General features: G+C 72.5%; 30 protein-coding genes and 1 tRNA gene. 21 read left to right on the top strand and 10 right to left on the bottom strand.

Going from position 1 to position 24,460, the window contains the following annotated elements; all coding sequences use genetic code 11:
• Nucleotides 1–71: 71 nt before the first annotated feature.
• The gene (gene dcd / locus O2W53_RS08920; RefSeq protein ID WP_269162705.1) at nt 72–665 is read right to left on the bottom strand and encodes a dCTP deaminase; all 594 of its coding nucleotides are present in this window, start codon (nt 663–665) and stop codon (nt 72–74) included.
• A gap of 187 nt (nt 666–852) precedes the next feature.
• Between dcd and O2W53_RS08915 the strand changes: the two genes are divergently transcribed.
• The 5 genes from O2W53_RS08915 to O2W53_RS08895 all read left to right on the top strand — a co-directional run bounded on the left by O2W53_RS08915 (nt 853) and on the right by O2W53_RS08895 (nt 5,740).
• Nucleotides 853–1,380, top strand: a complete 528-nt coding sequence (locus O2W53_RS08915) for a PAS domain-containing protein (protein WP_269162704.1) — start codon at nt 853–855, stop codon at nt 1,378–1,380.
• Between the two features lies 1 nt (nt 1,381).
• On the top strand, nt 1,382–2,332 hold the full coding sequence (locus tag O2W53_RS08910; RefSeq protein WP_269162703.1) for a methyl-accepting chemotaxis protein: 951 nt from the start codon (nt 1,382–1,384) through the stop codon (nt 2,330–2,332).
• 123 nt (nt 2,333–2,455) lie between these two features.
• Nucleotides 2,456–5,146, top strand: coding sequence for a S8 family serine peptidase (locus O2W53_RS08905; RefSeq protein ID WP_269162702.1), 2,691 nt, complete (start codon nt 2,456–2,458; stop codon nt 5,144–5,146).
• An 84-nt stretch (nt 5,147–5,230) separates the two neighbouring features.
• Nucleotides 5,231–5,304, top strand: a tRNA-Gly gene (locus tag O2W53_RS08900).
• A gap of 220 nt (nt 5,305–5,524) precedes the next feature.
• Nucleotides 5,525–5,740, top strand: coding sequence for a helix-turn-helix domain-containing protein (locus O2W53_RS08895; protein ID WP_269162701.1), 216 nt, complete (start codon nt 5,525–5,527; stop codon nt 5,738–5,740).
• Nucleotides 5,741–5,909: 169 nt separating this feature from the next.
• Here O2W53_RS08895 and O2W53_RS08890 read toward each other — a convergent pair whose 3' ends face one another.
• Nucleotides 5,910–6,089, bottom strand: a complete 180-nt coding sequence (locus tag O2W53_RS08890; protein WP_269162700.1) for a hypothetical protein — start codon at nt 6,087–6,089, stop codon at nt 5,910–5,912.
• A 425-nt stretch (nt 6,090–6,514) separates the two neighbouring features.
• Here O2W53_RS08890 and O2W53_RS08885 point away from each other — a divergent pair, with 425 nt between their 5' ends.
• Nucleotides 6,515–7,120, top strand: coding sequence for a hypothetical protein (locus O2W53_RS08885; protein ID WP_269162699.1), 606 nt, complete (start codon nt 6,515–6,517; stop codon nt 7,118–7,120).
• A gap of 171 nt (nt 7,121–7,291) precedes the next feature.
• A complete protein-coding gene (locus tag O2W53_RS08880) occupies nt 7,292–8,104 on the top strand; it encodes a hypothetical protein (RefSeq protein ID WP_269162698.1) in 813 nt (270 codons plus the stop codon).
• 95 nt (nt 8,105–8,199) lie between these two features.
• Here O2W53_RS08880 and O2W53_RS08875 read toward each other — a convergent pair whose 3' ends face one another.
• Nucleotides 8,200–8,973: a TIGR02391 family protein gene (locus tag O2W53_RS08875; protein ID WP_269162697.1), complete on the bottom strand. Its 774-nt coding sequence runs from the start codon at nt 8,971–8,973 to the stop codon at nt 8,200–8,202.
• Nucleotides 8,974–9,083: 110 nt separating this feature from the next.
• Here O2W53_RS08875 and O2W53_RS08870 point away from each other — a divergent pair, with 110 nt between their 5' ends.
• On the top strand, nt 9,084–9,344 hold the full coding sequence (locus tag O2W53_RS08870) for a hypothetical protein (RefSeq protein WP_269162696.1): 261 nt from the start codon (nt 9,084–9,086) through the stop codon (nt 9,342–9,344).
• 326 nt (nt 9,345–9,670) lie between these two features.
• On the opposite strand, the gene O2W53_RS08865 is transcribed toward O2W53_RS08870, so the two are convergent.
• A complete protein-coding gene (locus O2W53_RS08865) occupies nt 9,671–10,576 on the bottom strand; it encodes a hypothetical protein (protein WP_269162695.1) in 906 nt (301 codons plus the stop codon).
• 211 nt (nt 10,577–10,787) lie between these two features.
• Nucleotides 10,788–11,057 (bottom strand): hypothetical protein, encoded by a 270-nt coding sequence (locus O2W53_RS08860; protein WP_269162694.1) that lies wholly within the window; start codon nt 11,055–11,057, stop codon nt 10,788–10,790.
• A 120-nt stretch (nt 11,058–11,177) separates the two neighbouring features.
• Between O2W53_RS08860 and O2W53_RS08855 the strand changes: the two genes are divergently transcribed.
• Both O2W53_RS08855 and O2W53_RS08850 read left to right on the top strand, forming a co-directional pair.
• Nucleotides 11,178–12,347 (top strand): site-specific integrase, encoded by a 1,170-nt coding sequence (locus tag O2W53_RS08855; RefSeq protein WP_269162693.1) that lies wholly within the window; start codon nt 11,178–11,180, stop codon nt 12,345–12,347.
• 209 nt (nt 12,348–12,556) lie between these two features.
• Nucleotides 12,557–13,111 carry a GNAT family N-acetyltransferase gene (locus O2W53_RS08850; protein WP_269162692.1) on the top strand — a complete coding sequence of 185 codons (555 nt, stop codon included), beginning with the start codon at nt 12,557–12,559 and terminating at the stop codon, nt 13,109–13,111.
• 37 nt (nt 13,112–13,148) lie between these two features.
• Here the strand turns inward: O2W53_RS08850 and fdhA are convergent, their stop codons facing one another.
• Nucleotides 13,149–14,375: a formaldehyde dehydrogenase, glutathione-independent gene (fdhA, locus tag O2W53_RS08845; RefSeq protein WP_269158021.1), complete on the bottom strand. Its 1,227-nt coding sequence runs from the start codon at nt 14,373–14,375 to the stop codon at nt 13,149–13,151.
• 211 nt (nt 14,376–14,586) lie between these two features.
• On the opposite strand from fdhA, the gene dhaK reads away from it, so the two are divergent.
• From dhaK to dhaM, 3 genes are read left to right on the top strand one after another with little or no spacing between them, the layout of a single operon-like run.
• Nucleotides 14,587–15,588, top strand: coding sequence for a dihydroxyacetone kinase subunit DhaK (gene dhaK, locus O2W53_RS08840; protein WP_269162691.1), 1,002 nt, complete (start codon nt 14,587–14,589; stop codon nt 15,586–15,588).
• A 2-nt stretch (nt 15,589–15,590) separates the two neighbouring features.
• The gene (gene dhaL / locus O2W53_RS08835; protein ID WP_269162690.1) at nt 15,591–16,220 is read left to right on the top strand and encodes a dihydroxyacetone kinase subunit DhaL; all 630 of its coding nucleotides are present in this window, start codon (nt 15,591–15,593) and stop codon (nt 16,218–16,220) included.
• Nucleotides 16,221–16,222: 2 nt separating this feature from the next.
• On the top strand, nt 16,223–16,633 hold the full coding sequence (gene dhaM / locus O2W53_RS08830) for a dihydroxyacetone kinase phosphoryl donor subunit DhaM (protein WP_269162689.1): 411 nt from the start codon (nt 16,223–16,225) through the stop codon (nt 16,631–16,633).
• Nucleotides 16,634–16,647: 14 nt separating this feature from the next.
• Here dhaM and O2W53_RS08825 read toward each other — a convergent pair whose 3' ends face one another.
• From O2W53_RS08825 to O2W53_RS08810, 4 genes are read right to left on the bottom strand one after another with little or no spacing between them, the layout of a single operon-like run.
• Nucleotides 16,648–16,797 carry a hypothetical protein gene (locus O2W53_RS08825; RefSeq protein WP_269162688.1) on the bottom strand — a complete coding sequence of 50 codons (150 nt, stop codon included), beginning with the start codon at nt 16,795–16,797 and terminating at the stop codon, nt 16,648–16,650.
• A gap of 8 nt (nt 16,798–16,805) precedes the next feature.
• The gene (locus O2W53_RS08820) at nt 16,806–17,834 is read right to left on the bottom strand and encodes a type III polyketide synthase (RefSeq protein WP_269162687.1); all 1,029 of its coding nucleotides are present in this window, start codon (nt 17,832–17,834) and stop codon (nt 16,806–16,808) included.
• Nucleotides 17,835–17,877: 43 nt separating this feature from the next.
• Nucleotides 17,878–18,624, bottom strand: a complete 747-nt coding sequence (locus O2W53_RS08815; RefSeq protein ID WP_269162686.1) for a methyltransferase domain-containing protein — start codon at nt 18,622–18,624, stop codon at nt 17,878–17,880.
• Nucleotides 18,625–18,634: 10 nt separating this feature from the next.
• The gene (locus O2W53_RS08810; RefSeq protein WP_269162685.1) at nt 18,635–18,988 is read right to left on the bottom strand and encodes a DUF3140 domain-containing protein; all 354 of its coding nucleotides are present in this window, start codon (nt 18,986–18,988) and stop codon (nt 18,635–18,637) included.
• Between the two features lie 48 nt (nt 18,989–19,036).
• On the opposite strand from O2W53_RS08810, the gene O2W53_RS08805 reads away from it, so the two are divergent.
• The 8 genes from O2W53_RS08805 to O2W53_RS08770 all read left to right on the top strand — a co-directional run bounded on the left by O2W53_RS08805 (nt 19,037) and on the right by O2W53_RS08770 (nt 24,451).
• On the top strand, nt 19,037–19,549 hold the full coding sequence (locus tag O2W53_RS08805) for a DUF6328 family protein (protein ID WP_269162684.1): 513 nt from the start codon (nt 19,037–19,039) through the stop codon (nt 19,547–19,549).
• 32 nt (nt 19,550–19,581) lie between these two features.
• Entirely contained in the window at nt 19,582–20,505 is a 924-nt protein-coding gene (locus O2W53_RS08800) for a ribokinase (protein ID WP_269162683.1), read from the top strand.
• Nucleotides 20,506–20,542: 37 nt separating this feature from the next.
• Entirely contained in the window at nt 20,543–20,707 is a 165-nt protein-coding gene (locus O2W53_RS08795; RefSeq protein WP_269162682.1) for a hypothetical protein, read from the top strand.
• 340 nt (nt 20,708–21,047) lie between these two features.
• Nucleotides 21,048–22,076, top strand: a complete 1,029-nt coding sequence (locus O2W53_RS08790; protein WP_269162681.1) for a metal ABC transporter solute-binding protein, Zn/Mn family — start codon at nt 21,048–21,050, stop codon at nt 22,074–22,076.
• A complete protein-coding gene (locus O2W53_RS08785) occupies nt 22,073–22,594 on the top strand; it encodes an ATP-binding cassette domain-containing protein (RefSeq protein ID WP_269162680.1) in 522 nt (173 codons plus the stop codon). The genes O2W53_RS08790 and O2W53_RS08785 overlap by 4 nt, the downstream gene beginning before the upstream one ends.
• A 3-nt stretch (nt 22,595–22,597) precedes the next feature.
• Entirely contained in the window at nt 22,598–23,479 is an 882-nt protein-coding gene (locus tag O2W53_RS08780; protein WP_269162679.1) for a metal ABC transporter permease, read from the top strand.
• 69 nt (nt 23,480–23,548) lie between these two features.
• A complete protein-coding gene (locus tag O2W53_RS08775; protein ID WP_269162678.1) occupies nt 23,549–23,671 on the top strand; it encodes a hypothetical protein in 123 nt (40 codons plus the stop codon).
• Nucleotides 23,672–23,827: 156 nt separating this feature from the next.
• Nucleotides 23,828–24,451 (top strand): TetR/AcrR family transcriptional regulator, encoded by a 624-nt coding sequence (locus O2W53_RS08770; RefSeq protein ID WP_269162677.1) that lies wholly within the window; start codon nt 23,828–23,830, stop codon nt 24,449–24,451.
• Nucleotides 24,452–24,460 lie beyond the last annotated feature (9 nt).

Genomic DNA, 24,460 nt, shown 5'->3' with positions numbered 1-24,460 from the left:
AGGCGGTCCGTCATCCGGCCTCGCGCCACCGTTCACCGAGTCGTCGGACACCCGCCGCCCGCGGGTACCCGTCAGGCCGGGTCGGGGCGGCGGGTCTCGGCCCGGCTGAAGTTGCGGAACGACCGGGACGGCGTCGGTCCGCGCTGGTCCTGGTAGCGCGAGCCGTAGACCGCCGAGCCGTAGGGGTGCTCGGCCGCGGAGCTCAGCTGGAACAGGCACAGCTGGCCGATCTTCATCCCCGGCCACAGCGTGATCGGCAGGTTCGCCACGTTGGACAGCTCCAGCGTGATGTGCCCGGTGAACCCGGGGTCGACGAACCCCGCCGTCGAGTGGGTGAGCAGCCCGAGCCGCCCCAGGGAGGACTTCCCCTCCAGCCGGGCGGCGAGGTCGTCGGGGATGCGGACGACCTCGAGCGTCGACCCGAGCACGAACTCACCCGGGTGCAGCACGAAGGCGTCGTCACCGGTGGGCTCGACCAGGGTGGTCAGGTCGTCCTGCTGCTCGGCCGGGTCGATGTGGGTGTACCGGGCGTTGTTGAAGACCCGGAAGAACCGGTCGAGCCGGACGTCGATGCTCGAGGGCTGCACCATCGCCGGCTCGTAGGGCTCGATCCCGAGCCGGCCGGTCGCCAGGGCCGCTCGGATGTCGCGGTCGGACAGCAGCATGGCGCGGAGTCTAGGGACCGCCCGCTCGGGACCTTGGTCCCGTCTCGCCCGACCCGGGTCAACAGCACTGGACCCCTGCCGATGTAGCCGGGAGACAACCGAGTGCCGGAACGGCAGTGGACGGAAGCAGAGGCCCGTGGTCCTGACGACAGCGACACCGGACAGGCCTCGTACGGAACGCCGGGCGATGCGACCGACCGGGGTCGAACGCACCTTCTCCCCCGACGAGCTCATCGTCTCCAAGACCGATGCCCGCGGGGTGATCACCTACGCCAACGACGTGTTCCTGCGGGTCGGCGCCTACTCCCTCGACGAGGTGATCGGCCAGCCGCACAACCTGATCCGGCACCCGGACATGCCCCGCGCGGTGTTCGCCCTGCTCTGGGAGACCCTGGCCCAGCGGCAGGAGCTGTTCGCCTACATCGACAACCTGGCCGCCGACGGCGCCCACTACTGGGTGCTCGCGCACGTCACGCCCTCCTACGGGCCGGACGGCGCCGTGGTGGGCTACCACTCCAACCGGCGCCGGCCCTCCCGCGCCGGGATCGCGGCGGTCAAGCCGCTCTACGACCAACTGCTCACCGAGGAGCGGCGGCACCCCACGGCGCGGGCCGCGGTGGCGGCCTCCAGCGAGCTGCTGCGCCGGCTGATCGCGGAACGGGCACCCAGCTACGAGGACTTCATCTGGTCGATCATCAGCGAGAAGGGCGACTGAGATGCCACGTCGTCCCTCCTCCGGCGACGCGGCCGAGCTGGCCGTCTACCGGGCCTTCGTCCAGCAGCTGACCGAGGCCTGCGATGCCGCAGCCCGGGGCGACCTCGAGGCGCGCAGCCGCCCGGTCCCCGGGTCCGACGGCGTCCCGGAGCTGGTCGCGCTGCAGCACAGCGTCAACCGCGCGCTCGACGTCTCCGATGCCTTCATCCGGGAGTCCAGCGCCGCGCTGACCTCGGCGGCCGAGGGCCGCTTCCACCGGCAGGTGCTGCTCACCGGCCTGCCCGGCGCCTACCGGCAGAGCGCGTCGGACATCAACGCCGCCCGGGACGCGATGCGGGGCAGTGCCGATCGCGTGGTGGAGGCCCGGGACTCCCGGCTGCGGCTGGCCGACGAGTTCGAGTCGGTCGTCCTGGCGATGAGCGAGGGGGTGGCGACCGCGGCGACCGAGCTCAGCGCCTCGGCCGCCGGCCTCACCGGGGCGGCGACCGCGGCGAGCACCGAGGTTGACCGCGCGCGCGACTCGATCACCTCGCTGGACCGCTCCTCGACCGAGATCCAGCAGGTCATCGCGCTCATCGAGACGGTGGCCGACCAGACCCGGCTGCTCGCGCTGAACGCCACCATCGAGGCGGCCCGCGCGGGCGAGGCGGGCAAGGGCTTCGCCGTCGTCGCCTCCGAGGTCAAGGACCTCGCCGACCAGACCGCCCGGGCCACCGAGCGGGTGACCACCCAGGTGGAGTCGGTGCGCGCGGCCTGCGACGACGTCGCGACCGTGATGAGCAACGTCGGGAACACCGTGACGGAGATGAACGGGCTGGTCGACGGGATCGCCGCAGCGGTCGACGGTTCCGCGTCGCTGGGGCCGGCAGGCAGCGACACCACCGGGCTGTCCCAGATGGCGGAGAAGCTGCGGTCGGAGATGACCGGCTTCCTGGGCGCGATGCGGGGCTGAGGTCCGGGGTCACCCGATGGGGGGAGCGGCGACCGGGCCGCTCCAGCGGGGGACCGGCCGGGCCGATGCCCCTCCTTCGAGCACCGCTGTGACGGCACGGGGTGCACCTCGGAGGAGGATCGGATGGATCTCGTGGGCCACCAGGGCAGTCGGCTGCCCGCGCACGGCCGGGGCGTGCGCGTGGTCGCCGTCGTCGCCGCTGCGCTGACCGGCTTCGGCGGTGCCGCAGCCGTGGACGCGCTGGTCGGCCCGCCGACGGTCCCCGTGGCGGAGGGCTTCGGCCCCGGGGACGGGCTGACCCGGTACGTGGTCACCGCAGCAGCGGGGGACGCGACGCCGGAGTTCGTGGCCGGACTGGACCAGCAGGACGGCGTCGACTCCGCGCAGCGGCTCTTCGACGGCACCGCCCTGGTCGCCGTCGACGGCCCCACCCTGCCTCAGCTGCGCGCCCTGCCCGGGGTCGCCGCGGTCGAGCTCTCCCCCTCGGTGCCGGTGTTCGGCACCGCCTCGGACCCGTACTACGCGCCGTACGCCTGGCACCTGGAGAACACCGGGTCCAACGCCTACGGCCAGTCCCCGGTGGTGGCCGACGCCGACATCGACGGCTCGGTCGGCTGGGACGCCTCCACCGGCGCCGGCCTCATCGTCGCCGTCGTCGACACCGGCTTCGACTCCGACCACCCCGACCTGGCCGGCTCGCTGTGGACCAACCCGGCCGAGTCCTGCGGCTCGGTCGACGTCGACGGCAACGGCCTGGCCGGTGACTGCCACGGCTGGAACTTCACGACGAACAGCCCCGACGTCGACAACGGCGCGGGCGGCGGGCACGGCACGTCGGTCGCCGGCGTCATCGGCGCCCGCAAGGACAACGGGGTCGGTTCGGCCGGCGTCGCCCCCGACGTGACCCTGATGCCGCTGGTGATCGGCTCCGGCGAGGGCGTCGACGTCAACCTCGGCGCCCAGGCGATCCGCTACGCCGCCGACCACGGCGCCGCCGTCGTCAACGCCTCCTGGGGCGGACCGGTGACCGGGTCGGCGCTGGACAACCTGCGCGCCGCCGTCGCGTACGCCGAGGCCCGGGGCGTGCTGGTCGTCGCCGCTGCCGGCAACGACGCCGCCGACCGGGACACCTCGCTGGTCTACCCGGCGAGCCTGACCGAGCCGAACGTCGTCACGGTCGGCAACTCGACGGCCGCCGACACCGTCGCCGCCTCTTCGGCCTACGGCGCCACCTCCGTCGACCTCTTCGCCCCCGGCGAGCTCGTGGTCACCACCTCCAACAACGGCGACTACCAGCTGGTGAGCGGGACGTCGATCGCCGCACCCCAGGTGGCCGCCGCACTGGCGCTCCACCGGGCCACCATGCCGACCGCGACCATCGCCGAGCTGCGGGCGGCACTGCTGGCCGACGTCGACCCGATCGCCGCCTTCACCGGGAAGTCGGTCACCGGCGGCCGGCTGAACGTCAGCCGGCTGGACCCCGGTGCGGCCTCCGTCGGCTACCAGTTCACCTCGATGACGGCCCCGACGGGCCCGGCGACGCCGCGGGTCCGAACGACCGGCCCGGAACTGGCCGGGACCTACGAGATGGTGCTCGGCCTGGGCATGGAGCACGGCGGCGAGGTCTGGGCGCTGTCCGGTGAGCCCGTCACGGTCGCCGGGACGACGCTGACCACCGACGACGCCGGCCAGGTCACCGTCCCGCTGGGCACGCTGACCACCGTGGAGGGCCTGGAGCTCGCCCCGTCGGCCGACCTCGCCCCCGGCCGTTACGCGCTGAGCGCGCAGCTGCTCGTGGACGGTCAGCCGTTCGGCGGCACGTTCGCCGCGCCGCTCCTGGTCGGCGACACCTCGGCTCCCGCACCGGACGGCGGGACGACGCCGGGGACCGACCCGAGCACCACCGACCCCGGCACCACCGACCCGGACACCACCGACCCGGACACCAGCGAGCCCGGTACGACGAACCCCGGCACGACGGACCCCGGCACAGGCGGGAGCACTCCCGGCACCACCGACCCGGGCACCACCGACCCCGGCACGAGCGATCCGGGCACGACGGACCCCGGCACCACCGACCCCGGCACCACCGATCCGGGCACCACCGACCCCGGCACCACCGACCCCGGCACCACCGATCCCGGGACGACGGACCCGGGCACCACCGAGCCCGGGACGACCGACCCCGGCACGACGGACCCGGGCACGAGCGGCCCGGGCACCAGTGACCCTGGGACGACCGACCCCGGGACCACGGGCCCGGGGACCACGGACCCGGGGACCACGGATCCCGCGCCGGGCGACAGCACCCCGCCGCCGTCCGTCGTCACATACCCGGAGGTCGGGCCGTTCGGCCTGACCAGCATCTCCCCGGCGGTCGTCAGCACCGCCGGCGGGACGCGGGTCACGGTCACCGGGACCAACGTCCCCGACGGCGCACGGGTGCGGATCGGGGACACCCGGGAGGCCACCGTCGTCAGCTCCGACAGCACGTCGGTCGTCTTCACCGCACCGGAGCTGGTGGCCGGGGTGTACGACGTCTTCGTCTTCGGTCCGTCCGGCACCGAGTCCTCGGTGCTGGCCGACGGCCTCACCTACGTCGAGGACCCGGCCGGCGGCGGCACGACGCCGGGCACGGACGACGGGTCGACGCCGGACTCCGGCAGCACGCCGGGCACGGGCGGCGGCTCGTCCGTGGTCACCGCGGTCGGGCCGAACGGCGAGCGGCTGGTGCGCTCGGCGGCCTTCGGGCGGCTGGGCAGCTCGTTCTGGTCGCTGGACTGCAGCACCAGCTGCCGAGGCGTGCTGCTCTGAGCCGCTGAGACACAGTCGCCCCCGACCGGGTTCCGGTCGGGGGCGACTGCCTTGCTAAGCTCTCCGACAGGTCACTGACCTGTCGCGGGTGTAGTTCAATGGTAGAACATCAGCTTCCCAAGCTGACAGTGCGAGTTCGATTCTCGTCACCCGCTCCACGCGCCTCACCGGCGCATCGACCCTACTGCCTGGTCAGACCGGACATCCGGCTGCCGGGCCAGAGTGGTCTCCAGGGCCCTTGAGTGGTCTGGTGTGTCCCCCGTTGAGACACGCCAAGGACACGCGCGGCCGAGACGGCCACCGAGCGGCACCTGGCCCCCGCGGGCACTCCAGACCGCCCCAGGTTGTCTGAGGGCCGGAGAACCTCGTAGAAGCCCTATGCCCTCTACCCGGAACACCACGAAGCCCACGAAGACCCGGGCCGCCGACACCTTCCTGACGGTCGACCAGATCGCTGAGAAGTGGCAGGTCGGAACCAAGTTCGTGCGGCGGCAGATCGCCTCCGCCGCCCTGCCCGCCGTCCGATTCGGCCGCGCCGTCCGGGTCCGGTCGGTCGACGTCCTGGAGTACGAAGACCGTCTGGCAGCACGGTGAGTGCCGCGCCGGGCCGGAGGCCGCCACATAGCCCGCCAGCCGCCGCGTAACGGCTCCGCCGGGCAGCCCTGGGCCACCCGCCCCACCACCGGCAGCGCCCGCCCGAGGCCCCCCGGAGGATCACCCGGCGCCCGTTCGTCGTCCAGGCGGTCGCCGGGGTTGCCCGGCGTCAACCGCCCCCGACGAGCCACGAGAACGCGGCCACGACCGCCATGAACGCCACGCCTAGCACCGCCACCTTGGCGATGAGCAGGCCGATCCGCGCCAAGACGAACAGCCCGAGGGCGATCGAGACGAGCAGCCCGAAGGCCGTCCCAAGCGACATGAGGAGCACGACGGCGGCGATCACCAAGACGTCCTGCTTTCTGCGGTCCTGCTCCCCCGTGGGGCACGGCGGCTGCTTACTTCTCCACACGGCCTGCCGGCTCGTCCACCCCGTCGTTCCGTTGAGTCACTCCATGGGGGTCCGCCTCGCCCACCAGGACAATCCGTCTCACTCTGCGAGATAAGGCGGAGTCACAGCTCACTAACGCCGTAGTAGATGGTGCGGGGCTCGCTCCGTGGGCCGGTGTGGCCCTGGGAAGCCACACCCCGGACACCTCGTATGAGACCGGAGGCACCTCACCCACCGGCGCGGGGCGCTGGGGGGAAGGGGGGTCTATCCGTTTCTTGATTGAGCCCGAGCACCGCGAGGACCTAGCACTTACCCGCGGGTCACTCGCTCGCCGGTCCGCGTATCTGAGGTCAGTTCCGACTAACGCCGAAGGAGGACTCGTGACGTCAGACCAGCTCCGCCCGGCCGAGGACGGCGGGGAAGCGCGCCCCGCCATGCCAGCGCACCGGCGCTACGTCCGCGAGGTGACGAACCTGCTGCACCGCGCTGGGTTCCCCGAGGCCGGGCAGGACGCCGACACCGGGCTCGTGACCCTCAGGACGAGCTCCGAGGACGACGCCGCCCCGAGCTGGGCGCTGGACCTCCGCGCTGGCCGCCACATCCGCAAGGCCGAGTACAGCGACGCGCTGGCAGAGCGAGCCGACGCCGCCGGGCTGCGGTGGCGGGCCACGGTGCAGCGCCGGTACGGCCACGACACCGGCGCCTCGTACGTCGTGATGACGCTGGACCAGCTGACGGCGATCCTCCAGCGCCTGGAGCCCGCCGCCTGCACGAAGCCAAGCGCGCGGATACGCGCAGGTCTCGGGCTGGACGGGACGGACTGGTGGCCGCTGCGGGTGGCTGGGCGTCGTTCGGCTCGCCGTCCTATGGCACAAAGTCAGTCGGCGGCGACCTGGTCACCGACGACCGTGAGGCCGCCGCCCTGGCCCGCATCCGCGAGTTGCACGCCGAGGGCGCCAGCCTGGGCACAACGGCCGCCACCCTGACCACCGAGGGTCACCGCCCCAAGCGCTCCAACACTGGCACCCGCAGTCCCTGGCCCGGATCGTCGCCCGGATCGACGCGGAGAAGGCGCCCGCGTAGGCCCCTGAGAGCCACGTAGCGCCCGACCGGCGAGCCTCCTGCGCTCCTGCCCGGGCGGCCGTGATGGTCGGTACGTGGCGACTCACAAGATCGACCCCGACGAGGTTCTCCTGGGCGTGGCCCTCAAGCTCGTCCGGGCCCGTGGGCTGTACGAGGGTGTGATCGAAGAGATCGAGCGAGTCCTGACCTCGCCGACCGAGGGCCGCCCCGACGCCAACACCGACGGCACGTTCTCGTCTCACTACTGGCCGACGGCAGAGCCGCACCCCGCGATGAGCCTCATGCTCGGCGAGTTCGCGCACAACGCCCGGAGCGCGCTGGACAACCTCGTCACCGCGCTCGTCGTACGCAACGGCGGGAGCCCCAAGGGCCACCACAAGTTCCCGCTGACCACGCACAGCAACGAGTGGGCGAACTCAGTCGTTGAGCCCTGGCCGGATCTCGGTCCGCTGGCCGGTGTGACGCGCGAAGACCTCGACCTGATCCACGACGTCCAGCCGTTCCACGCCGGCGACCCCGCCGGTCATCCGCTCGCGCTCGTGGGTCGGGTGAACAACGCCGACAAGCACCAGATGTTGCACGCCGCGATCGCCTACACCGCCCCGGACGCCGACCAGCAGGTTCTGGAGGTCCTCCCCGCGACGACGCGGGTAGAGATCGTCTGGACGCCTCAACGGAGCACGCTGCTCACCCCCGGGGACGAGGTCACCCGTTACCGCTTCCTCGGCCCGGTGCCCGACCAGTGGCGGGTCAAGCTCAACTGGCCACTCGCCATCGTGTTCCGCGACCACAAGGGCCGCGACCTGCTGTTCTCCGAGCTGGGCCACATGTACGTAGCCGTGGCCCTGGCCGTCCAGCCGTGGATCGACCCGGATCCTCAGGCGTAGGTCAACGCCTTGGGCTCCGTAGGCGCGGACGAGATACGTGGCCGGCTGAAGTCACCAGATCCGCAGCCGCTTGGCCAACCGACACCGTTTGGTTGTCAGGCTGCACCCGTGGCTCGCTTGGAGACGGTCGCCCCCTGGATCATCCGCGCGAGGACCGACAGGGTGGTCAGCTTCTCCAGCGCCTCCTGCTCGTCCCACTCCTCCGTCTCGTGGGTGGCCGGGTTACGGATGACCCCGTAGATCCCCTGCGCAAAGTTCAACGCTCCCTGTTGCAGGGCCCTATCGAACTTGTTAGCCATGTCGGGGGCGACCCTCAGTCGAGCGACGCCCTGAGCAGGCTCATTGAAGCTGAACGCCTCCTTCATCAACTCCTGATCGTTGACGTCGGTGCGGTTCAACAGCGCCTGCGTCTGTGCCGAAAGCGCCCCCGCCGCCGCACTGACCGCCTGCCGGTGGTGCCCGCTGTTCCAGAGGGACGCGGCCGAGTCCCATACCCAGGTATGTAGTCCGGTCGCCCGCAGAGTCGGGCCGGGCGCACGGATCGCCGCGATGAGCCGCCGGTCTTCCAACTTTCCAAGGGCCCGCATACAGGGCGCGCGGTACTGGAGAAACGCGACCCCTGGGTGCTGCTGGGAGCTCGACGGATCGGGGATCGGGACCGCCTCGCCCACGGATTCCAAGATCGCCTCAATCAAGGGCGCACGCATGAGGAGCTCATCCAGAGCGTCGCTGATCTCCTCCTCCGAGCCCTCGGTGTGCTGGATCCAGTGGATCTTGGCCGCGTACTGCTCCACCACCTCACTCATCTCAAGGGCGCGGTTGAACTCCTCGATCACTTCCGAGGTCACGGGCGGGGCGGGGATGCGCACTGGGTGTCCTCAACATCGACCGGCAGCCTGAGCACGAGGACCGGACGGTACCGAGTGATCGGTCCAACCGGCACACCCTGGTCTGTCGGGGGTTGGTCCACGATGCGCCCATGGACCCGGAGACCCCGTACTGGTTGGTCATCGCGGCGAGCGCACTCGGAGGTGCCGGGTTGACTGGACTGGTGACGGCGGCTTCCAAGGCGGTCGACCTCCGCCACCGGCACGATGACACCAAGCGCGACCACTACGTCGCCCTGCTGGACGCGTTGGACGCTTTGCATCAGGCCACACTGCCCGCCGCCCTCGCCAGCACCCACGGTTTGTCGCCGAGCCGGAGCGCGGCTGGTCCCAGGAAGAGAAGGAACAGCTGAGAACTACGAGAGATCGGGCCTCGGAGATGGCCCACACGGTCGAGCCCGCATACACGGCTGCTCGTGTGGCGTTCCAACGCGTCTCCTTGTTCGCACCCTTCTACGTGCTGGACGCGGCTCAGCCGTTCTATCGGGTCCTAAAGCTGCACTACATGCAGCTATTCAAGAACACATGGGTGCCACCGTCTCGGGTCTGGTTGCCTCCATGGCCTGAGAACGAGTGGCGCAACTTCCGAAGTGCCGTCCGGCGTGACCTCGGTGTGGCCGGAAGCCGATGGGTGAACCGCCGAGGTCGGCGCAATGAGCTGGAGGCTTGAGAGGGCGCTCTAAGGCTTCTCCGGCTTGGCCTTGACCTCGGACAAGATGCGGTCGAGCACAGCTTGGAGGCCGAGCGGCATAGGCGCGTCCTCGCTAGTGCTGCCACCAGAGGCCACAGGCAACTCTCCGAACGCGCGCCGGGCGAGCAACTGACGCACCTCGGCGGCTTCCTTCTCCCCCAGCGGTTGCACATAGGCGTCCACGGTGAGCAGCTGGACCTTGAGCGTGGCCGCCCACTGAGATGCTCGTCGGTGCCGCCCTGCCTCGGCAGCCAGGTAGGCGGCTACGCCGAAGGCCGGGAGCGCAAAGATGGCCCGCTGCGCCACCTCGGTGGCCGAGGGTTCGCCTCGGAACAGGAAGCCCAAGATGACGAGCGCTCCGAGGACCAAGACGACAGCCAAGACGCGCAGGACCTCCGCCTGAGTCCGCTCTGATTTCCTGTACTCCTCGAAGTGCACGGCCAGGTTGGTGCTGCCCGCCACCCCAGCGGCCTGCCGAGAGCTGGACGCAGCGGCTTGGGCTGTTGACGCCGCTTGGCGAGCCTCCTGGGCTGCTCGGGTCGCGACGTCGTTGTCGATCGCTCGCTCCAGCTGGCGAGCCGTCTCCTCTACTTCTCGGTGCTCGAACTCGGCGGCGTACTTCGTTGTGAGCTGCTGTCGATAGCCGCGGAGAATCTCCTGCAGGTACTTCTGTGCGTCCCGCGCCAAAGGAGAGATGAGGTCCCTGAGGTCGTCGGGTGATGTGCGGGGCTCCCGCCGCAGCAGACGGACTAGACCCTCCAGCGCGTCCCCGCACTCGTGCATCAGGTAGCTGCTGGATACGCCAACCATCGGATCAACGACGTGTGAGGCGTTATCCATGATCATCTCGCGGGGCGTGGCGAAGCTGACGACGTTCCGCCACAGCTCAAGCACCCGCTCCACTGCTTGGTTCGTCTCTGGCGAAGGCGGGATCATCACTGGCGGTCCCACTTCGGGCGACCGCCACAACCGCCAGATCTCTTCTAAGACGTCGGCGAGTGGAGGACTACTTGAAGTCGTCACAGGTCAGTCACGTCGGCTGCTCGCGCACGAGGGAAAGGTACCCGTGACGCGTGCTCACGCCGGTTGACACGGGACAACCGTCCTACCGATAAGCCAGGACCTCGACACCGCTGGTGGCGCGGTTCTCGATGACGAACCGCGTGGTGTCCCGACCGAGCATCACCGTGACGTCGACCAGGGCGCGCACCAGCTGCTGACGCTGAGCTAGGGGCAGGCCGTCGAATCGCTCGCCGAGCTGGTCCCGGAGGTCGGCCGCCTCCCCGAAGCTGACGCGCGGCCGGCCGGAGACACGGGATCCGGGCAGCGTGTGCACGCCCTCGGCCAGCGCGGCGGCGGTCTGGCAGGAAGCCACTAGCGCAGAAGCACACGCGGGTCCAACCTTCTCCGGCCACTCGCAGGTTGTCGCCGGTGCCCCGGGGTGGGTAGAGGCACTGTCAGCTTCTGCACCGCTAGATCCCGCGAGGACATCGCGATGACCAGCAAGACCAGCAAGCGCCGGGACTTCGGCTCGATCGAGAGGCTCCACTCCGGCCGGTGGCGGATCCGCTACCGGGACAACGACGGCAAGGTGCGGTCCCGCACGTTCGACACCAAGATCCAGGCCGTCCGGGATCTGGCTCAAATCCAGGCGGATCTGACCCGTGGCGATTACGTGGACCCCCGGGCCGGGGCCGTCCGCCTGGACGCCTACCTGGCGTCGTGGATCACCCACCGCAGGGTCCGTGGCGAGCCTCTGGCCCCCCGGACCGCCGCCCTCTACCGCCTCCAGCTCAGAAAGCACATCGGCCCCGCCCTGGGACACGTCGAGCTGCGCCACCTCACCAAGGATCGCGTGCGCCGGTGGCATGAGGCGATGACGGGGACGGACGGGCCCGGCCGGTCCACCGCAGCCAAGTGCTACCGGCTGCTCCGGGCAGCGCTCGCCACCGCCGTGGAGGACGACCTGGTCAAGATCAACCCGTGCGTGACCCGTGGCGCCGGGGAGGAGCCCCGCCGGGAGCGCCCGCCGATCTCGCTGCCGGATCTGGCGCGCATCCTGGCCGCGATGGAGCCCCACTGGCGGGCCGTCGCAGTGATCAGCGCCCACGTCGGGCTGCGGTTCGGCGAGCTGGGCGCGCTCCAGCGCCGCCACATCGACGTGCTGCACGGTCGCGTGCTCGTGCACCAGGCCGCCGCACAGGTCCCGGGAGAAGGCCGGGTGGTCGGCAAGACCGAGTCCCGGGCATCGCACCGGGAGGTGGCCGTACCGCCGCACGTCCTGCCGGTACTGGTCAAGCACCTGGACACCTACGTCGGCCCGGAGCCGGATGCGTTGGTGTTCACCGGCCCCAAGGGTGGGGCGCTCAACAGCGGCAACTGGCACAAGAAGGTCTGGGGCCCGGCCCTGGTCGCCGCTGGCGTTACCGGCGTGACGTTCCAGGACACCCGCGCTACCGCAGCCACGATGGCTGGGCTGGCGGGCGGCACCCTCAAGGAGTTGATGATCCGACTCGGGCGCAGCTCGCCGGATGCTGCGCTGCGCTACCAGCGCTCCACCGCCGACCGGGACACCGAGCTGGCCGCGAAGATCTCCGCGATGCTGCTGACGGCGACCACCACCGGCACGGTGACCCCGATTGGCACCCGTGCCGTGACGATCTGAGCAGCAGTGACACGCAGGTGACACGTAGTGCCCCGGGCGCAGTCGTCTGGGGCGCTACCTCACTGCTGACCTGCACGCAGACTGTTGGGCCGGGGGGCGCACACGCTGCGTCCCAAGCTGACAGTGCGAGTTCGATTCTCGTCACCGGCTCTCCTCCTCCAGTGGCCCCTCCCGGGGCGGCACGGCGACCCTTCCGCGACGCTGGTCCGGTGAGCTCCCCCCGTCCGACGGTCACCGTCCGCAGCGCCCCCACCGCCGATCTCTCCACGAGCGAGCTCGACCGGCTGCGGGAGTTCCTCGACACGGCGTTCGGCGGCCGGTTCAGCGACGACGACTGGTCCCACACCCTCGGCGGTGTGCACGTGCTGGCCACCGTGGACGGTGAGCCGGCCGGGCATGCCGCCGTCGTCGTCCGCCAGCTCATCACCGGCGGCCGGACGCTGCGGACCGGCTACGTCGAGGCCGTCGCCACCGCGGCCACGATGCGCCGCCGGGGGGTGGGGGCCGCGGTGATGGCCGAGACGGAACGGCTCGTCCGCGGCGGGTTCGAGCTCGGCGCGCTGGCCGCGAGCGAGGACGGCGCCCGGCTGTACACCGCGCGCGCGTGGCTGCCCTGGTCCGGTGACCTGGCGGCGCTGACCCCGGACGGAGTGGTCGCGACCCCGGGTGAGGTGGTGTTCGTGCTGCCCACCCCGGCCACCCCGGCGCCGCTGGACCCTGCGGTCCGGCTGGTGTGCGACTGGCGCCGGGGCGACCTGTGGTGACGCCGGCCCGGGGCGTGCGCCCCGGGCCGGCCACCGCTCAGGCGGCCTTCTTCCCCACCATCCCGTGCGGGTCGATCACGTACTTCTTCGCCGCACCGGAGTCGAAGTCCTGGTACCCCTGCGGCGCCTCGTCCAGGGAGATGGTCGTGGCGTTGACCGCCTTCGCGATCTGCACCTTGTCGTTGAGGATCGCCTTCATCAGCCCGAGGTTGTAGCGCATCACCGGGCACTGACCGGTGGTGAAGGAGAGCGACTTCGCCCAGCCGGTGCCCAGGCTCAGCGACAGCGAGCCGACCTTGGCCGCCTCGTCGATGCCCCCGGGGTCGCCGGTGACGTAGAGCCCGGGGATGCCGATCGCCCCACCGGCCGCGGTGACCTCCATCAGCGAGTTCAGCACCGTGGCCGGCGCCTCCTTGCCCGCCCCCTCGCCGTGACCGCGGGCCTCGAAGCCCACCGCGTCGACGGCGGCGTCCACCTGGGGCTCCCCCAGGATCTGCTCGATCTGGTCCTGCGGCGAGCCCTTGGACACGTCGACGGTCTCGCAGCCGAAGCTGCGCGCCTGGGCCAGCCGCTGCTCGACGAGGTCGGCGACGATCACCACGGACGCGCCGAGGAGCTGGGCGCCGACGGCCGCCGCGAGCCCCACCGGGCCGGCCCCGGCGATGTACACGGTCGAGCCGGGCTTCACCCCGGCGGTGACCGCGCCGTGGAAGCCGGTCGGGAAGATGTCCGAGAGCATGGTCAGGTCCAGGATCTTCTCCATGGCCTGGTCCTTGTCCGGGAACTTCAGCAGGTTCCAGTCGGCGTAGGGCACCGTCACGTACTCGGCCTGCCCGCCGACCCAGCCGCCCATGTCCACGTACCCGTAGGCCGCACCGGGGCGGGCCGGGTTCACGTTCAGGCAGATCCCGGTCTTGCCCTCCTTGCAGTTGCGACAGCGCCCGCAGGCGATGTTGAACGGCACCGAGCAGAGGTCGCCGACCTCGATGAACTCGACGTCCGACCCCTTCTCCACGACCTCGCCGAGGATCTCGTGGCCGAGCACCAGGTTCGGCGGCGCCGTCGTCCGGCCGCGGACCATGTGCTGGTCACTGCCGCAGATGTTGGTGGTGACCACCTTGAGGATCACCCCGTGGTTGAGCTTGCGGCCCACGTTGGCCGGGTTCACCCCCGGACCGTCCTGCAGTTCCAGCTTCGGGTAGTCGGTCTCGTGCACCTCGACCTTGCCGGGCTCGATGTACGCAACGCCTCTGTTGCCAGCCATCTGGGGAGCTCCTCAGCTCTGGGGGACCGTCCTGGTCGCACACCCTCCGGACGCCACCACGACCGGCATGCATCGGAGAGCATGGGAGGCCGAGTGTGCCCCAGGTCACGTCCACCCCGCAGCTCCGTCCGACGATGCGGACCGCCCCCCGTTGCCCTGAGACCTGGCCCACTCCTACGGTTCGCTCGTCCCCCATGATCAGGAGCCCGCGATGAAGAAGCTCATCAACGACCCGGCAGACGTCGTCGACGACGCCCTGCGCGGCATGGCCGCCGCCCACCCGGAGCTGCGGATCGACGCCGAGCACCGGGTCGTCTTCCGCGGCGACGCCCCGGTGGCGGGGAAGGTCGGGCTCGTCTCCGGCGGCGGCTCCGGCCACGAGCCGCTGCACGGCGGGTTCGTCGGGCTCGGCATGCTCGACGCCGCCTGCGCCGGCGAGGTGTTCACCTCCCCCGTCCCGGACCAGATGGTCGCCGCGACCCAGGGCGTCGACGCGGGCGCCGGCGTGCTGCACATCGTGAAGAACTACACCGGCGACGTCATGAACTTCGAGATGGCCGCCGAGCTGGTGGCCGCGGAGTCCGGCACCGAGGTGGTCGCCGTCGTCACCGACGACGACGTCGCCGTCCAGGACAGCCTGTACACCGCCGGCCGGCGCGGCGTGGGCGTCACCGTGCTGGTGGAGAAGCTGGCCGGCGCCGCCGCCGAGGAGGGCCGCCCGCTGGCCGAGGTCGCCGAGGTGGCCCGCCGGGTCAACGGGCAGGGCCGCAGCATGGGCATGGCGCTGACCTCCTGCACCGTGCCGTCCGCCGGCAAGCCGACCTTCGACCTGCCCGCGGGGGAGATGGAGCTGGGCGTGGGCATCCACGGCGAGCCCGGGCGCCGCCGGGTACCGGTGGCCCCGGCCCGGGAGGTCGCCGAGATGCTGCTGGAGCCGGTGCTGGCCGACCTGGACTTCACCGGCGGCGACGGGGTGCTCGCCTTCGTCAACGGGATGGGCGGGACGCCGCTGCTCGAGCTCTACGTGGTCTACGCCGAGGTGCAGGCGGTGCTGGCCAAGGCCGGTGTGACGGTGGCCCGCTCGCTGGTCGGCTCCTACATGACCAGCCTGGAGATGGCCGGCTGCTCGATCACCCTGCTCAAGGTCGACGACGAGCTGATCCGACTCTGGGACGCGCCGGTGCGCACCCCCGCGCTGCGGTGGGGGGTCTGAGCATGACCGCGCTGGACACCGACGCCCTCGGGGCCTGGGTGCGCGAGTACGCCCGCGCCGTCACCGAGCACCGCGAGGAGCTCACCGAGCTCGACTCGGCCATCGGCGACGCCGACCACGGAACGAACATGCACCGCGGGATGACCGCGGCCGTCGCCGCCCTCGACGCCACCCCGCCGGCCGACGCCGCCGCACTGCTGAAGACGGTCGCGATGACGATGATCAGCAAGGTCGGGGGCACCAGCGGCCCGCTGTACGGGACGTTCTTCCTCCGGATGTCCGGAGCCCTGGACGACGGCTCCCCGGCTGCCTTCGCCGCTGCGTTCCGGGCCGGGGTCGAGGGCGTCGTCGCCCGCGGCAAGGCCGAGCTGGAGGACAAGACGATGGTCGACGCACTGCTGCCGGCCGCCGACGCCCTCACCGCGGCGGTCGAGGCCGGGCAGGAGCTGGACGCCGCCCTGCGAGCCGCCGCCGACGCCGCCGCGACGGGGCGCGACTCCGTCACGCCGCTGGTCGCCCGCAAGGGCCGGGCCAGCTACCTGGGCGAGCGGAGCGCCGACCACGTCGACCCGGGGGCCGAGTCGGCGGTGCTGCTGGTCGAGGCCGCCGCGGCGACGCTCGGGAGGAGCTGACCATGGCCGCCGTGGGGATCGTCGTCGTCTCGCACAGCCGGCCGCTGGCCGAGGCCGCGGTCGAGCTGGCCCGGCAGATGCTGCCGAACTCGACCCTGGCCATCGAGGTGGCCGCCGGCACCGACGACGGCGGGCTGGGCACCGACGCCGTCGCCGTCTCCACCGCGATCACGACCGCGGACACCGGCGACGGCGTGGTGGTGCTGATGGACCTGGGCAGCGCGGTCATGTCGGCCGAGACGGCGCTGGAACTGCTGGACGACGCCGTCCGGGCGCGGGTGGTGCTCAGCGCGGCCCCGCTGGTCGAGGGCCTGGTCGGCGCGGCGGTGGTCGCCGCCGGCGGCGCCGACCGGGACCGGGTGGCCGCCGAGGCGCTGCGCGGCCTGGCGCCGAAGCAGGCCCACCTCGGCTGATCGCCCGCCCCGCCTCACCAGCCGCGCGGCGGGCGCTCCCGGCCGTTGCGGCGCCAGTGTTCCTCGATCGCGGCGTCGTGGTCGGCCCGGACCCGGCGCAGCAGCAGGGCGAGCCCGCCGATCAGCGCGAGAAGGACCAGTACGACGACCAGGAGTCCGGTCATCTCACGGCTCAGGCCGGGAGCAGCAGGGTGGCGTAGAGGGTCAAGCCCGGGCCGAAGGCCATCGCCACCACCGGGCCGTCGACGTCCCCGAGCTCGTCGAGCACCAACAGCACGGTCGCCGAGGAGCAGTTGCCGTGCTCGGCGAGCACCCGGCGCGAGGGAGCCATCTGCTCCTCGGCGAGCCCGAGCTCGTCCCGGACGACGTCCAGGATCCGCGGCCCGCCCGGGTGCACGGCCCAGCCCGCCACGTCCTCGACCCGCAGGCCGGCCTCGGTGAGCAGTTCCTCGACCACGCCGCCGACGTGCCGGGCCAGCACGTCGGGCACCCGGGGCGACAGGCCCATCCGGAAACCGAGGTCGGTGACGTCCCAGGTCATGTGGTCGGCGGTGGCGTGGTCGGTGCGCGCGACCATCCCGGCGACCCGCCGTCCCCGTCGCGCGGCGGGCTCGACGACGACCGCGGCCGCGGCGTCGCTGAACAGCGCGTGGGTGACGACCTGCTCCAGGTCGGCGACGGCCGGCTGCACGTGCAGGCTGGTCAGCTCCAGGCACAGCAGCACGGCCGGCCGGGAGCGTGCGGTCACGAAGTCGCTGACCGCAGCCAGCCCGGGCAGCGCCGCGTAGCAGCCCATGTGGCCGACGAGCAGCCGCTGCAAGCCCAGCGGCATGCCCAGGTCACTGGAGAGCCGGATGTCCAGGCCCGGGGTGGCGTACCCGGTGCAGGTGGCGACGGCGAACTGCCCGACGTCCCCGGGAGCCAGCCCGGCGGCGTCCAGTGCTGTGGCGACGGCCTGCTTGCCCAGCGGCAGGCCCTCCGTGACGTAACGCTCCATGCGGGCGCCGGTGCCCCACTGCGAGACGTCCTCGTCGACGGGGTTGACCACCGCGTGCCGGCTCCGCACGCCAGCAGCGTGGAACACCCGCTCGGCGGCCCGCAGCCCGGCGTACTTCTCGGCGAAGTAGCCGTCCCAGACCTCGCCCTGCTCGTACCTCGCCGGCAGTGCCCGACCCGATCCGGTGATGACGGCGGCGCTCACCAGGCCGTTCCCGGCGCGTGGGGGGTGGCGGGACCGCAGACGCTCATGACCCGACGGTACGTGCGGAGCCCGGCGTCCGCCGCTCGGCGCCGGGCTCTGCACGCTTGGTCGCCGAGCCGGCGAACAGGATCCCGGTCCAGGGCATGGTGCGCATCCGCACGGTGTCCCGTCGTCCCCGCCGCCAGGCGACCAGGTCGCGCACCGACGGGCGCAGGCCGACCAGCCGCAGGTCCAGCCCCAGCCGGTCGGCCGTGGCCAGCAGCTCGCCGCGGTCGACGAACAGCGCCGGGTCGTGGATCCCCGGGGGCGGCCCGCCGGGCATCCGCTCGGCGATCCGGACGGCCACCAGCGGGGCGAGCCGGGTGGCCGCGATCGAGTCGATGACCAGCAGGCCCCCCGGCTTGAGCAGCCGGGCGCTCTCGGCGAGCACCTGCCCGGGGTCCTCGACGTGCTCGAGGATCTCCCCGGCGGTCACGACGTCGGCACACCCGTCGGCGAGCGGGACGGCGAGCACCGACCCGCGCACGACCCCGACCCCGTGCCCGCGGGCGACCTGCAGCCCGGGGAGGCCGATGTCGACGCCCACGTGCCGGTACCCCAACCGCTGCACGTGCGGGGCCATCAGGCCACCACCGCAGGCCAGGTCGACCAGGACGGCGTCGGGCGTCGACGCCGGGGGCACGTGGCCGGCCCGCGAGGCGGCGATCCACTGGAGCATCGCGAAGCCGCCGTGCGGGTCCCACCACTGGTCGGCCAGCTGGTCGTACTGCGCCGGGTCGTTGCGCTGCACGCCGCGGACGCTACTTGTCTTTGAGCGGGTCGTGGCCCCAGTTCATCAGCGACCACCGCCACTTCGACGTCTCGACGTCCTCCTTGGCTGGCTCCTGCGCCAGGTGCCGCTGCACGTAGCCGTGCACCTTGCGCATGTGCGCCAGGTCGTCGTCGGTGAGGTCGGCCTTCTTCGTGCGCAGCAGCTGCACGATCCGCCGGCCCGACTCGTGGCCGGTGGACTCCGCCGACCCGCTGCTCTTCTGCCCCACCGACTGCGACTCCTCGGTGGCCAGCCACTTCTCCAGCTCGCCGGCGGTCATGTTCACCGCCTCGCCGAACTCCCGGCGGACGGCGTCGGCGTCCTCGGCCTGGTGCTCGGACATGGGCGTCTCCCGGGTGTTGATCGACTGCGCCTGCGGTACCGCAGGTGGGTGGCGGAGAAACGGACCGAGGCGGAACGCGCCGACGCGGAGCGGACCGCCGAGGCCCGCGGCGAGACGCCCGACGAGGTGCTGGACCGCAACGTCAACGAGGTGCTGCAGGAGATCCGGGTGGCGATCACCGCCGTCCAGGTGCTGTTCGCCTTCCTGCTGACCCTGCCCTTCCAGTCCCGCTTCGCCGAACTGGGCACCTTCGGGACGACGGTCTACGCGATCACGATGACCAGCACCGCCCTGGCCACGGTGGTGCTCATCGCCCCCGTCTCCTTCCACCGGATGCTGTTCCGGCGGCGGCAGAAGGCGGCGATCGTCCAGTTCGCCGACCGGTCGCTGATGATCGGGCTCGGCCTGCTGATGACCGCCGTCGTCAGCGCGGTGCTGCTGGTGCTGGACGTGGTCCTCGGCCGATGGCCGGCGATCGTCGTGTGTGCGGCCATCGGCGTCGTCGGGCTGACCACCTGGTACCTGCTGCCGCTGCGTCGGCGGACCGAGCAGCCCTCCTAGGCTGGCCGGGTGCTGATCACCGGGAACGCACCGTGTCCGTGACCGTGGTGGGGAGCCTCAACGAGGACGTCGTGGTGACCGTCGACCGGCTGCCCGGCCGCGGGGAGACCGTCATCGGCTCGTCGGTCGCCGTCCTGCCCGGGGGCAAGGGCGCCAACCAGGCCGCGGCGGCCGGCCGGCTCGGCACCGGGGTGCACATGGTCGGCCGGGTGGGCACCGACCCGGCCGCCGGCCGGCAGCTCGCCGCGCTCGCCGACGCGCGGGTCAACGTGGGCCGGGTGCACCGCACCGAGGGCGTGCCCACCGGGACGGCGACGATCCCGGTCGAGGCGGACGGCGGGGAGAACCTGATCGTGGTGGTGCCCGGCGCCAACGCCGAGCTGACCCCGGCGGACGTCGACGTGGACTCGGTGCACCGCGCGGGCGTGCTGCTGCTCCAGCTGGAGACCCCGCTGGACACGGTGCGGGCCGCGGCCGCCGCCACCCGGGGCACCGTCGTGCTGAACCCCGCGCCGTCGCAGCCGCTGCCGGCCGACCTGCTGGCCCGGGTCGACGTGCTGGTGCCCAACGAGCACGAGCTGCGCAGGCTGGCCGACGCCCCGCCCGGCGACCTCTCCCCCGCCGAGCTGGCCGAACTGGCCCGCGGGCTCGGCGTGCGGTCGGCGGTGGTCACCCTCGGCGCCCGGGGGGCACTGGTGGTGCCGGCGGACGGCCCGGCGCTGGTGCAGGGTCCACCGCCGGTCCGGCCGGTCGACACCACCGGCGCCGGCGACTGCTTCTGCGGCGCGCTGAGCAGCGCACTCGACCGGGGCGAGCCGCTGGCCGACGCAGTCCGCTACGCGGTCACGGCGGCGGCGCTGTCGACCACCGGCCCGGGTGCGCGCGGTGGGCTGCCGGACGACGACGAGGTCCGGGCACTCCTGCCCCAGACCCCCGCGGCGACGCCCGTCGGCTGATGGTTGCGCCGCACCGGGCGGGGGCACGGGGCGGGGCATGACCGAGAGCAACGGACGCACCCCGCACGCCGAAGAGCCCGCCGAGGGCGACGCCCGGGCCGACCAGCACGACACCGGGCGCACGCCGCACCCCGAGCAGCCGGCCGAGGGCACCGACCCGGCGGCGGGCGTGGACCCGGAGAACCGGGTGACCGGGGCCTGACGCCCGCCTGAGGCGGGCTGCCACCGGCTCAGTCCCGACCCGGCTCAGTCCCGGCCCGGCTCGTCCGGGCTCGGCTGGGCAGGGTCTGGCTGGGCAGGGTCTGGCTGGGCAGGCGCCGGGGCGGGACCGGGACGCCGGTCCGGTGTCCGCGGCGCCCGCCGGGGTGGAGCGGTCGGCGGACGGACCGGAGTGCGTCCGGGCTGGATCGGCACGCTCGGACGGTAGCGGGCCGAGACCGGGGCGGGGCCGCTGTGGGAGGGCTGACATCGACGCAGCGCACGGCTGGGGTGATACTGATTGTGACGACCATTCCCAGTAACTGCTCTCGTGAGGACCTCCCGTGCGCCGCCTCGACCTGTTCCGCCGTCCGACGCTCGCCGCCGTGGCCGCCACCGCCACGCTGACCCTCGCCGCCTGCGGCGGCTCCAGCGCCGGCGCCGGGACCACGACGACCCAGGCCGACGAGGCGGACTGCCCCGGCGAGGTGCTCGACGTCGTCGTCTCGGTGAGCCAGTGGGGCTCGATCGTGGAGCAGCTGGGCGGGGACTGCACCAACGTCACCACCGTGCTCGCCTCCTCCGCGGTCGACCCGCACGACTACGAGCCGACGACCGCCGACATCGCGGCCTTCTCCGACGCCGAGATGGTCGTGCTCAACGGCGCCGACTACGACCACTGGGCCGCCGACGCCGTCGCCACCCTCGACCCCGCGCCGACCGTCGTCGATGCGGCCGAGGTGGTCGGCGCCGAGGGCGAGGAGCACGCTGAGGAGGAGGGCGAGGAGCACGCCGAGGAGGAGGGGGAGGAGCACGCCGAGGAAGAGCACGGTCACGGCGGGGTGAACCCGCACCTGTGGTACTCCCCGGAGTACGTCCAGGACGTCGCCGCCGCGGTGACCGAGCAGCTCAGCGAGCTGTCGCCCGACGCCGCCGACCACTTCGCCGAGCAGGCGGAGGCCTGGGAGGCGGACCTGCAGCCCTACCTGGACGAGCTGGCGGCGCTGCAGACCGCGGCCGCCGGGCGTTCGTACGCCGCCACGGAGAGCGTGTTCCAGTACACCGCCGAGGCGATCGGCCTGACCGACGCCACCCCCGAGGGCTACCGCGACGCCGCCAGCAACGAGACCGACCCCGCGCCCGGCGACGTGGCCGCCTTCGAGGCGGCGCTGACCGACGGATCGGTCGACGTGCTGGTGTACAACTCTCAGACGGAGGGCAGCGTCCCCGAGCAGCTGCGCGCCGCGGCGGAGGCTGCCGACGTGCCGGTCGTCGAGGTCACCGAGTCGGCGCCGGACGGGGAGTCGTCCTTCGTGTCCTGGCAGCTGGACCAGCTGCAGCAGCTCTCGAACGCACTCGGTGGGGGTCAGTGACAGACGTCCCGACGGCCGACCAGGTCGCCGCGCGGCCACCGGCGCTCGTCCTCGACGACGTCTCGGTGGTGCGCGGCGGCCGGGTGGTCTGGTCGCAGGGCACGCTCACCGTGCCCGCGGGCGCCGTGGTCGGGGTCATCGGCCCCAACGGTGCCGGGAAGACCACGCTGTTCCAGCTGGTCCTCGGCATGCTGCCGCCGGCCGGCGGGCGGGTCGAGGTGCTGGGCCGCACCCCCAGCCGCGGCGACCGCCGGATCGGCTACGTGCCGCAGAACTACACCGCCGCACTCGGCGAGGCGGTGCGCGCCCGCGAGCGCCGGGTCACGGTGCTGGTCGTCGCGCACGACCTCAACCCACTGCTGCCCGTGCTCACCGACGCCGTCTACCTGCTCGACGGCCACCCGCACCACGACCCGATCGACGCCGTCGTCACCGAGGACCTGCTCACCCACCTGTACGGCACCCCGGTCCGGGTGGTGCGCACCGCGCAGGGCGATCTCTTCACCCGGGGCGGTTGAGCCGTGGTCACCTTCCAGGAGAACTGGCTGCAGGTGCTGCAGACCACGTTCATGCAGCACGCCCTGCTCGGCGGTTCGATGGTCGCGCTGGCCGCCGGCCTGATGGGCTGGTTCGTCGTCACCCGGCAGAACGCCTTCGCCGCCCACGCCCTGGCCCACATCGGCTTCCCCGGCGCGACCGGCGCCATCCTGATCGGCGCCCCGGTCACGCTGGGCCTGGCGGTGTTCTGCGTCGGCGGCGGGCTGCTGATCGGGCTGTTCGGCAAGCGGGTGGCCGACCGGGAGGTGGCCACCGGCACGATCCTCGCGTTCGCCACCGGCCTCGGCGTGCTGTTCGCCTCGCTGGCCACGGCCAACGCCAGCAGCACGACCACCGTGCTGTTCGGCAACCTGCTGGCCATCAGCACCGACCAGCTGTGGGTCTTCGGCGGGTTCACCCTGCTCGTGGTCGGCGTGCTCGCGGTCATCGCTCGGCCGCTCGTGTTCGCCTCGGTGGACCCGACCGTGGCCGAGGCCCGCGGGGTGCCGGTGCGCGCCCTGGGCGTGGCCTTCGTCGTCCTGCTCGCGCTGACCATCACGATGGCCGTGCAGGTGGTGGGCACGCTGCTGCTGTTCGCGCTCGTGGTCACCCCGGCCGCGGCGGCGCTGCGGATGACCGCCCGGCCCGGCCTGGTGGCCGCGATCGCCGTGGCCATCGCCCTGGGCAGCGTCTGGTTCGGCCTGGTGCTCTCGGCGATGGTCAACCTCCCGCCGAGCTTCTTCGTCACCACCCTTGCCGTGCTGACCTGGGCGGTCACGCTGCCCCTCACCCGGGCCCGCGCACCGCGGGAGACCGCCGCACCGGTGCTGGACGTGCCTCAGCTGGTGCCCGACCGGACCAGGTGATCGACGTCTCCGTCGTCCACCCGTCCGGGGGCTGTCCCTCCGCAGGCCCGGGCGAGGAGGGTGGGACACGTGCACGACGACGAACGCGACCCGCAGCTGGACGAGACGACCACCGCCGACGAGGAGCAGACGCCGCAGCAGGCGACGGCCATCCGGATGCTGGCCAACCCCCGGCGGATCCGCCGCAACTGAGGGCCTCCGACCAGCACCCCTCGCGGAGAGTCACAGGCGCCTCACAGTCCCCCACCGCCCCGGGCCGCCCCTCCCGCCCCGGACGTGCTGGTCAGGGGCCTGCGCACCCCGGCGTGCCGCGAACCGCTCCGTCACGATGTGCTGCACGATCAGACCGTGACCGCAGCAGCCCTCTCCCTCCACGCACCTGAGGACGGCGCCGTCCCGGCCCGTCGTTCCCGCGCGGAGCGGCAGGAGATCGTCCTGGACACCGCCGAGCGTCTCTTCTCGGCGCGCAGCTCCCGCAGCGTGGGGATGGACGAGCTGGTCCGGGAGACCGGCCTGGGCAAGATGACGGTCTACCGGCTCTTCAAGAGCAAGGACGACCTGGTCGGCGCCTACCTCTCGCGCAAGGCCGCCACCGTGCTCTCCTCCATCGACGCCGAGCTGGACCGACACCGGGACGACCCGCGGGCCGCACTCCTCTCCGTCGTCGACGCCGTCGAGGCCGACGTCACCAGCGTCGGCTTCCGCGGCTGCCCGTTCACCAACGTCAGCAGCGAGTACGACGACCCGCAGCACCCCGCCCGCAGCGCGGCCGCCGACTACAAGTTCGAGCTGCACGCCCGGCTCGAGGGCCTGGCCGACCAGCTGATCCCCGGCGGCGGCGACGACCTGGCCGCGCAGGTCCACCTGATCATCGACGGGATGTACCTCTCCGGCGGCCTCCTCGGCCCCGACGGCCCCGCCTCGCACGGGCGCCAGCTGGCCGAGCAGCTCATCGACCTCGCCGTCGCCTGAACCAGGACG

This window comes from Modestobacter sp. VKM Ac-2978 (assembly GCF_026968025.1).
Taxonomy (GTDB): Bacteria; Actinomycetota; Actinomycetes; order Mycobacteriales; family Geodermatophilaceae; genus Modestobacter.
Note: the sequence above shows the minus strand (reverse complement) of the source record. Positions and strands in the feature narration are given on the sequence as shown.